Origin of the sequence: Algoriella xinjiangensis, from assembly GCF_900115015.1 — a bacterium.
In the GTDB taxonomy this organism is placed as follows: domain Bacteria; phylum Bacteroidota; class Bacteroidia; order Flavobacteriales; family Weeksellaceae; genus Empedobacter; species Empedobacter xinjiangensis.
The window spans coordinates 22,023-34,783 of record NZ_FOUZ01000001.1 but is presented as its reverse complement, the minus strand read 5'-3'; the positions used below and the strand labels follow the sequence as shown (position 1 = coordinate 34,783).

The following is a 12,761-nucleotide window of genomic DNA, read 5'->3' as shown; positions in this document are numbered from 1 at the left end:
AGAATATATTCTACAAGAAAATGATGTACGTTATACAATAGAAATCCCACAAAAAGCAAAGCTCAATAATCCTTATTTATAACATTTTTTAAACCGCCTGAATTAATCATTTAGGCGGTTATTTTTTTTGTATTTTTGTGCGATTATGAATGTTGCACTTGTTGAAGATGAATTATTAGCGGTTACTTATCTAAAAAATCTTTTAGAGAAACAAGATATTGTACCAATAGAAACGCTTACTATTTTACGTTCTAAAAAACAAGCAATAGAATTTTTAAAAGATAATCCCGTTGATCTCATTTTTATGGATATCCATTTGGGCGACGGAAAAAGCTTCGAAATTTTTGAACAAATCGAACTTTTTGCACCGATTATTTTTATTACTGCTTATGATGAATACGCCATCAAAGTATTCAAACTTTTTACTATAGATTATATCTTAAAACCTTTTGAAGAAAGCCAATTAGAGCTTGCTTTGCATAAATTTGTTTCGATTAGAAATAGTTTTGATGCTTCTTCAACTTTACAATCTATGGTTACTTTAGAAAAAGGTGAATCAACTACAATTAATCGTTTTTTGGTGATGAATGGTCATAAATTTAGATCGATAGAAGAAGATGAAGTAGCCTATTTTTTTGCTTCGGGAAAACATCTTTTTTTAACGACAAAAGACTATAAAACTTATATTTATGATGATACAATAAAAGATATTATTCATAAATTAAATCCTCGAAATTTTTTCAAAATTAACCGTAAATTTATTGTTCACATCAATTCAATTACGGAAATCATAAAACATACAAGTCAAAAAATTGAAGTAAAATTAGAGCCAATTCCAGAAATAAATTCACCCATTTTTGTGAGTAAAACACAAATTTCCGAATGGAAAAATTGGTTAAATTCTAGTTTATAATTTTTTTATAGACGTTTTATTTCATTCAAAAAACCTTTCTTTTCATTTTATAAAGTATAACTAACTTATAATTAGGAGATATTTCTGAAAAGGTAAATTTTAATTCAATTTTACTTATCCGGACTATCAATATAATTAAAACTGGTATATTTTATTCATCCGGTTAGCTTCTACTTTTGCTAAAAAAAGATGCAGAAGATACTTACTTCAATCGTTTCGGATAATAATTTACATTGTAAATGGATTAATACACTTTCGTATATGGAGAATTGTGGCGCACGTAAAATATCTGCCTGCGAGCAACCACAAACGGTTCAATTAATGCAATTAAAACATGCTGCAGAAGAGCATCGACATGCGTATTATCTGAAAAAACAACTCTTAAAATTTGATACAGAAAATTGTAAAACTTATGCTGCAAATGATATGTTGGCATCTCTTTATACACGTCAATATTTGCATCAATTGGATATAAAAAGTAGTCGATTTATAAAAGAAATTTATCAATTAGAAGGCGAAGAATTACGTTATGCTTCATATTTATTTGTGACGTATGCAATTGAAGTTCGCGCAGACGAATTATATCCAATTTACCAAAATATTTTGACAGAATTGAAGTCAAAAGTGATGGTAAAATCGATTATTTTGGAAGAAGAAGGACATTTAGAAGAAATGACAGCTCAATTAGAAGAATTTGATACGGATTGGAAAACTAAAGCAGAACTTATTTTAGCAATTGAAGATAAGTTGTTTACAGAATGGTTTGAAGCCATTTCGAAAGAAGTTTTAAGTCATGATATCATTTCCTAAACATTTAATTGATGCAATTGAGCAAAGAAAAAAATTTGGAAATTTAAGAACCTTAAAACCTCATTCAGATGGAATTGATTTCTATTCGAATGATTATTTAGGTTTAACTAAAAATCAAGCTTTTCAGGATGTTTTATTACAACTGGTGAATGATAATCCAACTTGTTTATTGGGTTCAACAGGATCTCGTCTAATAAGCGGAAATAAAAATGATTATCAGGAAGTTGAATCGTTTATAGCAACTCAACATCTAACAGAATCGGCTTTGTTGTTTCCTTCTGGTTACAAGGCAAATTTGGCTTTGTTCTCGTGCATTGCGACAAAACATGACACTATTTTGGTTGATGAATTAATTCATCGTTCTGTACACGATGGTTGTCGTTTATCAGCAGCAAAAAAATGGAAGTTTAAACACAATGATTTGTTTCATTTAGAGGCTTTGTTGCAAAAATCGGAAGGAACGGTTTTTATCGCAATAGAAAGTTTGTATTCTATGGATGGAGATTTTGCGCCTTTGCAAGAAATTACTGCTTTAGCAGCGCGTTATCATGCAAATCTAATTGTAGATGAAGCGCATGCAATAGGTGTTTTTGGTTACGGATTGGTTACTGAAAATCAATTACAAAACAATGTTTTTGCTACTGTTGTTACGTACGGTAAAGCTTTTGGTATACAAGGTGCAGCAATTTTAGGAACAAATTTATTGAAAACGTATTTAATCAATTTTGCATCTAGTTTTATTTATTCTACGGCAATGTCCGCTTATCAAATTTTGAGCATTCAAAAAGCATATCAATTTATTGCACAACATCCCGAACTTAAGAATGATTTACACCAAAAAATAAAACATTTTAGAGCATCAAATTTGACGACTTCTTCCCAAGATAAAAGTCCAATTCAGACGATTTATTTTTCTAACGTAGAAAAACTTCATCAAACGGTTAAGATTTTAGAAAAAGAGCAGCTAAAAACCTATGCTATTTTGGCGCCAACTGTAAAAGCAGGAAGCGAACGATTACGCATTTGTTTGCATCAATCAAATACAATTCAAGAAATTAATTTACTCACAGAAATTATTCAAAAATATCAAAATGAAAACTGATTTATTCATCACAGGAATAGGAACTGGTATAGGAAAAACAGTTACTTCGGCAGTTTTAACACAATATTTTAAGGCTGATTATTGGAAACCAATTCAATCGGGCGATTTAGATCAATCCGATAGTTTAACTATAAAATCGATGATTGATAATGATTTAATCATTCATCCCGAAAGATTTAAATTGAATTATCCTGCTTCACCGCATCAATCTGCAGCAATGGAAAATTTTGAAATTAATTTAGATGATTTTCAACTTCCAAACACAGAAAATTCTTTATTGGTTGAAGGCGCAGGTGGTTTATTTGTGCCTTTAAATAACTATGAGTTTATGATTGATTTGATAGCAAAATTCAATTTAAAAACGGTTTTGGTAGTTCGAGATTATTTAGGATGCATCAATCACACATTGCTTTCAATAGAAGCTTTGCAACAACGGAATTTAGAAATTGCTTATGTTGTTTTGAATGGAAATTTTGAACCTGCAACAAAAGATGTTTTGATTAAAAATATTCCTAAAACGACACAAATTATAGAGTTACCAGAACTTAATCTTCTTTCAAAAGAAAACATAAATAAAGTAAGTAAATCACTAAAAATAAAATAAAAAATGAACACAGAAAATACACTTCGCCACGATTGGTCAAAAGAAGAATTATTAGCCATTTACAATAAACCATTGTTAAATTTAATTTACGAAGCAGCAACAATTCATCGCAATTGGCACAAAGCAGATGAAATTCAGATTTCGACATTATTGTCTGTAAAAACGGGTGGTTGCCCCGAAGATTGTTCGTATTGTGGACAAGCGGCGCGTTATCATACCGATATAAAAGTACAAGCATTGTTACCCACAGAAACGGTTTTGGCGCATGCACAGAAGGCGAAAGACAATGGTTCTTCTCGTTTTTGCATGGCTGCTGCGTGGCGCGAAGTACGTGATAATAAGGATTTTGACCGAATTATAGACATGGTAAAAGGTGTAAATAATTTAGGTTTAGAGGTTTGTTGTACATTAGGAATGTTGACAGAAAGTCAAGCAATTCGTTTGCAAGAAGCTGGTTTATATGCATATAATCACAATTTAGATACGTCCGAAGATTATTACGATGAAATTATTTCGACACGCAAATTTGATAATCGTATCAATACAATTAATCATGTTCGTAAAGCTGGAATTACAGTTTGTTCGGGAGGAATTATTGGTTTAGGCGAAACAAATGAAGATAGAATTTCGATGCTAAGAACTTTAGCAAATATGGAAAAACATCCCGAATCTGTTCCAATTAATGCCTTGGCACGTGTAAAAGGAACACCTTTAGAAGATAATCCGAAAGTTGATATTTGGGAAATGGTTCGTATGATTGCTACGGCGCGTATTGCGATGCCAGCATCGATGGTAAGATTGAGTGCTGGAAGAATTGAAATGACAGAAGTAGAGCAAGCTTGGTGTTTTATGGCTGGTGCAAATTCTATTTTTACAGGAGAAAGAGAAACGTTATTGGTTACGCCAAATCCTGGTGTTTCTGAAGATATGCAAATGCTACAAAATTTAGGTTTAAAACCAATGGTTAATCATAAAGAAACAGCAACATGCAGCAGTCATTAATCGAAAGAGATTTAGCCGTAAACTGGCATCCTTACACGCAAATGAAAGGTGCAGAAGATTTAATACCAATTGTAAAAGGCGAAGGAGCGTATATTTTTGATGCCAATGGAAAACGATATATAGATGCTGTTTCGTCTTGGTGGGTTACTTTACATGGACATGCGCATCCCTATATTGCTCAGAAAGTTAGCGAACAATTAAATACTTTGGAGCAAGTTATTTTTGCAGGTTTTACACATCCAAATGCGATTGAATTATCTGAACGTTTGTTGAACTTATTACCTCAAAATCAGCAAAAGGTTTTTTATACTGATAATGGCTCAACAGCGATAGAAGTTGCGTTAAAAATGTGTATTCAATATCATTTTAATCAAGGTGTTCAGAAACCAAAAATATTAGCTTTTAATAACGGTTATCATGGTGATACATTTGGTGCGATGTCGGTTAGTGGACGAGGACTTTGGACGGATCCATTTGGCGAACAATTGTTTGATGTTCTATTTATTGATGTTCCAACACAAGCCAATTTAGAAGAAACTAAAGCGTTTATTTCTAAGTATTCGGACGAAATAGCATGTTTTGTTTACGAGCCTTTGGTGCAAGGAGCAGGAGGGATGTTGATGCATAATGCGGATGATTTGTCCGAATTATTAACGTTTTGTCATTCAAAAGAAATATTATTGATTCAAGATGAAATTTTTGTTGGATTTGGACGAACAGGAAAATTATTTGCAACAAATTATTTGACGCAATCGGCTGATATTATGTGTTTTTCGAAAGGTTTAACTGGAGGTACAATGCCTTTGGGACTTACAACTTGTACGCAAAATATTTATGATGCTTTTTATTCGAATGATAAGACAAAAGCTTTGTTTCATGGACATTCGTTTACGGCAAGCCCATTGGCTTGTGCAGCGGCTTTGGCAAGTTTAGATTTGTTAGAAAAAGAAGAAACGCAACAAGCTATATTACGTATTTGTAATCAACATGCAGATTTTATAGAAATTCTAAAAAAACATCCAAAAGTAAAAGATGCACGTCAACAAGGAACCATTTTCGCAATGGAATGGAAAACTCCAGAAGAAACTTCTTATTTTAGTGATATGCACGAGCAATTATATCCTTATTTTTTAGAAAGAGGTATTTTGATGCGTCCATTGGGAAACATTATTTATTTGGTTCCACCATATTGTGTTAGTCACGAAGATTTAGAATATATCTACCAAACAATTTTAGATGCTTTAGATTTAATTGGTTAGTATTTAAAATAGTAAACTACATTAAATCAATATTTTAATGTAGTTTATTTCTATAATTAATTTAATGACATTTTTACATCACACTAACTTTGTGTTCCATATAATCTCTCCAAGAAGTAATCATATTTTTTATATATTGTGTTGCTTCAACTTCAGAATCTGCTTCGTAATATAAGTTTGGAATAATCAAAGTTTCATTCGCGAAAATCATATAAGTTGCAGTAATTATAAATTTATTTTTCTTTTTGCTTAAAGTTTGTTCATAGCAAGAATCATATCCATCAATCAACACTTTTTCTTTCACTGTTGTTTTTTTGTCTTTCTTATTTTTAAGAAACATTTCGATAACTCCTTTCGATAGATTCGGATCAACTTTACTAAATCCGACCGTTAAAATAATTTGAGTTTCTGCTAAAATAGAATTTGCAGTATAATCGTTTTCTTTTGTAAAATGAAGCCTACTTTTTTTATTGTCAAAATATATTTTAGTGTCATTATATTCCAACAATTCATTCGGAATTTCGTCAATTAAAACATCATTGTAAACATTTAATTGAGCAAAGGAAAAATGACTAATCAATAAGGTAAATAGAAGAAGTATTTTTTTCATAGTTATGCGTTGTTTTATCGTTTAAAAGTACATAAATTATAATACATTGAATTGTTATTGTTTAGATGTTTATTTTGCTTATCAATCTATATAATCGTAATAGTCTATAGTATAAATAGGATAAGTAGAGTTTAAAATAAATCAGTTAATATTTATTAAATTTGAGCTCAGTATAACACAAAATCGAAAAAATGAATATTTACGATCTTATTATCAATGATGATGAACAAACTACATTAGATGAAGTTTTTTTGAATGATGAAAGCAGAAAATCGATCAATCAATTGATAAAAGAGCATAATTATATCGAAGAATTACGCAATTATGGTTTGCCAGTAAACAATAAATTATTATTGTATGGGAAATCTGGTTGTGGAAAAACAATGACTGCAAAAGCGATTGCAAATGCATTAGGAAAGCCAATTTTGATTCTTAATTTGAGTAATGTTGTGTGTTCTAGAGTAGGAGAAACTTCGCAAAATATTCGTCAAATTTTTGATAAAGCAGCGCGAGAAAAAGCTGTTTTATTTTTAGATGAATTTGACCAAATAGGAAAAGCGCGCGGAAATGATGATAAAGATGTTGGTGAAATGAGACGTTTGGTAAATACGCTTATTCAGTTAATTGATTATTTTCCAGAAAAATCATTGTTGATTTGTGCAACCAATCACAGCGAAATTATAGATGTAGCTTTGTTGCGTCGTTTTCAATTAAAAATTGGTTATGATTTACCTAATCAAGATGTTTTAGACAATTATTACGATAGTTTATTGGCTAAATTCCCAACTCATTTACAAGAAATTAATCGTCAATATAAAGTGTCTTTTGCAGAAACTAAAGATTATACTTATACCGTTGTAAAAGCAATGTTGATAGACGAATTAGAGAAAAAGAAGAATTTAGTTTCGACAAATTAGATATAAAAAAAGCCGAAGATTATCTTCGGCTTTCATTTATTTTATTGAACGTTTTCGTCAATTAAATCTAAAATTTCATTCACAATATCAACTCCTTTATTGTTGTTGTAATATTTTTGAAGATCTTCATGAAATTCTTCTTTCGAATAAATATCTGGATTATTTTTAAAACGATGTAACAAATCCATACCATATTGTGGACGCGGTCCAAAACGGAACAATTCTGATCCATCCTCAGCAACACCAATTATAATAGGAATAGAAATTGCACCATTCGTTTTATAATTTTCCATTAATTCTAAGTTTTCATCTCTAAAAATATAAGATGCCTCAACATTTAATGCAATCGCCAATTTTTCTACAACTGGTAAAATTTGCGAAGCATCGCCACACCAACCTTCAGTTATAATTAAAAACTTAAAATTATTCGCTGTATTTTTGATTCTAGCTTCTTGTACTGGCGTTAAATTAAATGTTTTAAACACTCTATTCATACGCTGTAAACCCAAAGCATAATATTGTACAATCTCTTTCGGATCGTCAATTTCTATTTCTGCTTCTAATTCATCCTCAACACGAACAATGTAATTTTCGTATGTTAAACCTTTATTTATGTAATTTAATAAATCCATTCGTTTTAATTTTATACAAATATAAGGCATTTTTACAAGCTTATTTTGTAACCGAAGTGACATTCTTTGTCGCTAAAATTTATTAAATTGCAGCCTTTCTGACGAATACAATGTACCAAAATCCATTAAAAAAAACAATCGAATATTTAAAAGGAGCTGGACCTGAACGCGCTAAAACATTACAAAGCGAGTTTAGAATATTTCGTTATGAAGATTTGATTCAACATTTTCCTTTTCGATATGTCGATAAATCAAAGTTTTATAAAACTTCCGAAATTTCTTCTACTGCAGCAGAAATTCAATTAAAAGGACGAATTGTTCAAATAGAAGAAATTAATCAAGGAAAAATAAAACGTGTTGTTGGTAAATTTCAGGACGGAAGCGGAACATTAGAATTGGTTTGGTTTAAAATTGCAGCTTGGCAAAAGGAAAAACTGCAAGCAGATTTGCATAAAGAAGTTGTAATTTATGGAAAACCAAATGAATTTAACGGAAAGTTTAGCATTACGCATCCCGAAGTTGAATTGGTAGAAGACGCTAAAAGTGTTCAATTGGGATTATTTCCCGTTTATCCAAGCACAGAAAAATTACAGAAAAAAGGAATTTCTAATCGTGTGATGCAAAAAATGATGTTAAATCTTTTTGCAGAAAATATTACAATTCCAGAAAATATTCCAGAAAACGTTTTACAACATTTTAAATTAATTGGACGAAATGAAGCCTTAAAAACTATTCATTTTCCAAAGAATTTAGTTGAATTAAATGCAGCTGTTCGTCGTTTAAAATTTGAAGAATTTTTCTTTCTTAATTTAATTAATCTTTCGCAAAAAGCAGTTAATAAACAAAAAAATAGAAGTAATCCTTTTCCTATTGTTGGCGAATATTTTAACCGTTTTTACAACGAATATTTACCTTTTGAATTGACTGGCGCGCAAAAACGTGTCATCAAAGAAATTAGAACAGATTTACGTCAACCTGCACAAATGAATCGTTTGTTGCAAGGAGATGTTGGTTCGGGAAAAACGATGGTTGCGTTGCTAACGATGTTAATTGCGATAGACAATGGTTATCAAGCCGCTTTAATTGCGCCAACAGAGATTTTAGCGATTCAACATTACGAAAGCATTACCGAATTATTAAACTGTTTAGATGTTTCGGTTGAGTTGTTAACGGGTTCTAAAACCAAGAAAAAACGTCAACCAATTTTAGAAAATTTAGAAAATGGTCAACTTAAAATTATTATTGGCACGCATGCTTTGTTAGAGGATCAAGTTGTGTTCAATAATTTAGGATTGGCAATTATAGATGAGCAACATCGTTTTGGTGTGGCGCAACGAGCAAAATTTTGGCGCAAAGCAAAATTACCACCACACGTTTTGGTAATGACTGCAACTCCAATTCCGCGTACACTTTCGATGACGATGTACGGCGATTTAGATGTTTCGGTGATTGATGAATTGCCACAAGGTCGAAAACCAATAAAAACGCTTCATAAAACTGATGCGCATCGTTTAAGTGTTTTCAAATTTATGAAAGACGAAATTGCAAAAGGTCGCCAAGTTTATGTGGTTTATCCGCTGATTGAAGAATCTGATAAGTTAGATTTAAAAGATTTGATGGACGGATACGAAAGTATTTCACGTGCTTTTCCGTTGCCAGAATATGGTGTGAGTATTGTACATGGACGACAAAAAGCTGCGGATAAAGAATTTGAAATGAATCGTTTTAAAAATAATGAAACACAAATTCTTGTTGCTACAACAGTTATAGAAGTTGGTGTAAATGTACCCAATGCATCGGTAATGGTAATCGAAAATTCTGAGCGTTTTGGCTTGTCTCAATTGCATCAATTGCGTGGTCGTGTTGGTCGTGGAGCCGAACAATCGTATTGTATTTTGATGACGGGCGGAAAATTGAATGAAGTTTCTAAAAGACGAATTCAAACCATGTGCGAAACCAATGACGGTTTTAAAGTTGCAGAAGTAGATTTAGAATTGCGTGGACCAGGTGATATGATGGGAACGCAGCAAAGTGGTGTATTAAATTTTAAGATTGCTGATTTGGCAAAGGACAAAGAAATTTTATATGCTGCGCGAAAATGTGTGGAAGCTATTTTAAATCAAGATCCGACATTGGCTAATCCTATTTACAACGGGACAAAGCAGTATTTCTTAGAGCATCACAAAGACAAAGTTGGCTGGAGTCAAATCTCGTAAATTTTACATTAATTTTATTTAAGTATTTATTTTTGGTATAATTTGTGATGAATTTAAAATAATCACACAAGTGTCATTAACAAAGGTTTTTATGAATTAAATTTTTAAAGTTAAATAGTTTTAACGCTATTATTTTATTTTAACACAAAATTAGTAATCATCCTCTAAAACAATTAATTATGAAGTACAAGAATGTAGAAATTGTTAGAACACAACAAGGAGTAGAAGTTGAAGGAAACTCATTATGGATGTTTAATCAACATGAAAACGTAATGATTTTGATTGCTAATGAAACGATAAAAATGAAACCTTCCATTTCTTTTGAGCGTGCGCGCTGAAAGAAATTATAACATAAAAGCCGCTATATGCGGCTTATTTTATTTAAAATTTGTATTTATTCCATCTAAATAATTTATTCTAAAATAAAAAAATACAATACGGCTAAAAATCCTTCTTTAACGCCTTTAAATTCAATTATCATAAAAATTAATTATAAGTCATAGATATTATAGATTTGATTTATAATTGTAGAGATTATAGTTTTGCTCTGTCTTAAAAAGATAAATAGTAAAGAAAATTATAATTATGATAAAAAGAAGTTTAATATTAAGTTTGGCATTCTTATCTACAATAGGTTTTGCACAACAAATGACAACTAATACGGGAGCACCGATTGGAGATAATTCACATTCTAAAACAGTTGGTAAAAACGGACCAGTTTTATTAGAAGATTTTACTTTATTAGAAAAATTAGCAGCTTTTGATCGTGAAAAAATTCCAGAACGCGTTGTTCATGCACGTGGTGCAGGTGCTTTTGGTGAATTTGTTGCTTCAGCTGATTTCTCAGATGTAACAAAAGCAGATTTCTTATCACAAGCAGGTAAAAAAACGCCTTTGGTTGTACGTTTTTCTACTGTAACTCATCAAGCTGGTTCTCCAGAAACTTACCGTGATCCACGCGGATTTGCCGTTAAATTTTATACACAAGAAGGTAATTACGATTTAGTTGGAAATAATTTACCCGTATTTTTTATTCGTGATGCCATCAATTTTCCAGATATGGTTCACGCATTTCATCCTTCTCCGGTAACCAATGGTGCTTCTGATCCGAATCGTGTTTTCGATTTTTTCTCTGAAATGCCAGAAGGTGCACACATGTTAACTTGGTTGTTTTCAGATTACGGAACGCCAGCTAACTACCGCCAAATGGAAGGAAATGGAGTACATGCTTACAAATGGATTAATGATGCAGGTGAAGTTACTTATGTTAAATACAAATGGGTACCTCAGCAAGAGGTTAAGAATTTGAATACGGATGAAGCAGCTAAAATCCAGTCAATGGCAATTGAACATGCGACATTAGATTTACGTAACGAGATAGATAAAGGTAATTTTCCGAAATGGGATTTATACGTGCAAATGATGAAGAAAGCAGATTTTGATAAATTTGATTTCAATCCAGTTGATGTAACTAAAATTTGGCCAGCAGATCAGGTTAAATCGGTTAAAGTTGGTACAATGACTTTAAATAAAAATCCAGAAAATTACTTTCAACAAGTAGAATCTGCGGCATATTCTCCGGCAACTTTGGTTCCTGGTATCGAGCCTTCTGAAGATAAATTATTACAAGGTCGTTTATTTTCTTACGGAGATACACAACGTCACCGTTTAACAGGTAATTTTCAGCAAATAGCTGTAAACGCACCAATTGTTAAAGTGACAAACAATAACAAAGATGGTTACATGTCTATGCGAGAGCAAAAAGGAAACGTAAACTATCAGCCAGCTACAAGTCGTCCAGATTATGTTGAAAACGCAAAATTTGAATATTCTGCAACCGAATTTGTTGCAGGAACTAAAACTGTTCAAGATGTTATTGATAAAGAAAACAACTTTCAACAAGCAGGTGAATTATATTTAGCATTTTCTAAAAAAGACCAAGATAATTTAATCAAAAATTTATCTGGCGCTTTAAATGCAGTTAATAATAAAGTAATTGTTTATAAAATGATTGCGCAATTTTACCAAGCAAATAGTGAATACGGAACACGTTTAATGAAGGCTACAAATACTTCTATTAACGATGTAAAGCAATATTTACCTAAATAAATATTTGGATGAGAACGGATTGATTTCCGTTCTCTGACTTTAAACAAAAATCAATAAACATGAAAAAGTATACCATAATATTCGCCTTTTTATTCGCCTTAAATATTGTAACTGCACAAGATTTATTTTCGGCATCTAGATCAAATAATATAGCAGAAATTGAGCAGTTAATCGCTGATGGAAATGATGTAAACGAAGCTAATGAGCGTGGTTTTACACCTTTAATTTTAGCTGTATATAACAATAATAAAGAAGCTGCAAAGGTTTTATTAGCAAAAGGAGCAAATCCACAAGACAAATCAGGAAATACAGCTTTAATGGGCGCTTCTTTTAGAGGATTCTCAGAAATAGCAACATTATTAATAGAGAATAAAACTGATATTAACCAAATTAATTTTAGTGGAGCTTCAGCTTTAATATTTGCAGCAACATTTGGTCAAAATGAGATTGCAAAACAATTAATTACAAATGGCGCTGATTTAACTTTATCAGATAGTAGAGGTAAAACGGCAAAAGATCATGCAATTATGCAAGATAATAAAGAGATGATTTCATTATTATCTCAATAATAAATATATTTAATTTTT

General features: G+C 31.4%; 13 protein-coding genes. 11 read left to right on the top strand and 2 right to left on the bottom strand.

The features are described 5' to 3' along the window. The first annotated feature begins 145 nt into the window (after positions 1–145). The 6 genes from BM072_RS00150 to bioA all read left to right on the top strand — a co-directional run bounded on the left by BM072_RS00150 (position 146) and on the right by bioA (position 5,690). Positions 146–913, top strand: coding sequence for a LytR/AlgR family response regulator transcription factor (locus BM072_RS00150; RefSeq protein ID WP_092905341.1), 768 nt, complete (start codon positions 146–148; stop codon positions 911–913). Positions 914–1,102: 189 nt separating this feature from the next. Further along, the gene (locus tag BM072_RS00145; RefSeq protein ID WP_092905339.1) at positions 1,103–1,723 is read left to right on the top strand and encodes a hypothetical protein; all 621 of its coding nucleotides are present in this window, start codon (positions 1,103–1,105) and stop codon (positions 1,721–1,723) included. Then, a complete protein-coding gene (locus BM072_RS00140; RefSeq protein ID WP_092905337.1) occupies positions 1,707–2,825 on the top strand; it encodes an aminotransferase class I/II-fold pyridoxal phosphate-dependent enzyme in 1,119 nt (372 codons plus the stop codon). The genes BM072_RS00145 and BM072_RS00140 overlap by 17 nt, the downstream gene beginning before the upstream one ends. Further along, positions 2,815–3,429, top strand: a complete 615-nt coding sequence (gene bioD / locus BM072_RS00135) for a dethiobiotin synthase (RefSeq protein WP_092905335.1) — start codon at positions 2,815–2,817, stop codon at positions 3,427–3,429. Before BM072_RS00140 ends, bioD begins: the two co-directional genes overlap by 11 nt. Positions 3,430–3,432: 3 nt before the next feature. Then, positions 3,433–4,431, top strand: coding sequence for a biotin synthase BioB (bioB, locus tag BM072_RS00130; protein WP_092905333.1), 999 nt, complete (start codon positions 3,433–3,435; stop codon positions 4,429–4,431). Then, on the top strand, positions 4,416–5,690 hold the full coding sequence (bioA, locus tag BM072_RS00125) for an adenosylmethionine--8-amino-7-oxononanoate transaminase (protein ID WP_092905331.1): 1,275 nt from the start codon (positions 4,416–4,418) through the stop codon (positions 5,688–5,690). The genes bioB and bioA overlap by 16 nt, the downstream gene beginning before the upstream one ends. A gap of 73 nt (positions 5,691–5,763) precedes the next feature. Here bioA and BM072_RS00120 read toward each other — a convergent pair whose 3' ends face one another. Beyond that, on the bottom strand, positions 5,764–6,300 hold the full coding sequence (locus BM072_RS00120; protein ID WP_125113038.1) for a hypothetical protein: 537 nt from the start codon (positions 6,298–6,300) through the stop codon (positions 5,764–5,766). Between the two features lie 191 nt (positions 6,301–6,491). On the opposite strand from BM072_RS00120, the gene BM072_RS00115 reads away from it, so the two are divergent. Next, the gene (locus tag BM072_RS00115) at positions 6,492–7,217 is read left to right on the top strand and encodes an AAA family ATPase (RefSeq protein ID WP_092905327.1); all 726 of its coding nucleotides are present in this window, start codon (positions 6,492–6,494) and stop codon (positions 7,215–7,217) included. A 41-nt stretch (positions 7,218–7,258) separates the two neighbouring features. On the opposite strand, the gene BM072_RS00110 is transcribed toward BM072_RS00115, so the two are convergent. Next, on the bottom strand, positions 7,259–7,849 hold the full coding sequence (locus tag BM072_RS00110) for a thioredoxin family protein (protein WP_092905325.1): 591 nt from the start codon (positions 7,847–7,849) through the stop codon (positions 7,259–7,261). A 110-nt stretch (positions 7,850–7,959) separates the two neighbouring features. Between BM072_RS00110 and recG the strand changes: the two genes are divergently transcribed. The 4 genes from recG (at position 7,960) to BM072_RS00095 (ending at position 12,743) form a co-directional block, all read left to right on the top strand. Beyond that, complete coding sequence (recG, locus tag BM072_RS00105; RefSeq protein ID WP_092905323.1) at positions 7,960–10,065, top strand: ATP-dependent DNA helicase RecG; 2,106 nt, start codon at positions 7,960–7,962, stop codon at positions 10,063–10,065. Positions 10,066–10,244: 179 nt separating this feature from the next. Further along, positions 10,245–10,403: a hypothetical protein gene (locus BM072_RS15430; protein ID WP_177190223.1), complete on the top strand. Its 159-nt coding sequence runs from the start codon at positions 10,245–10,247 to the stop codon at positions 10,401–10,403. Positions 10,404–10,650: 247 nt separating this feature from the next. Then, positions 10,651–12,174, top strand: a complete 1,524-nt coding sequence (locus BM072_RS00100) for a catalase (RefSeq protein ID WP_092905321.1) — start codon at positions 10,651–10,653, stop codon at positions 12,172–12,174. Between the two features lie 59 nt (positions 12,175–12,233). Continuing rightward, the gene (locus tag BM072_RS00095) at positions 12,234–12,743 is read left to right on the top strand and encodes an ankyrin repeat domain-containing protein (RefSeq protein WP_092905319.1); all 510 of its coding nucleotides are present in this window, start codon (positions 12,234–12,236) and stop codon (positions 12,741–12,743) included. Positions 12,744–12,761 lie beyond the last annotated feature (18 nt).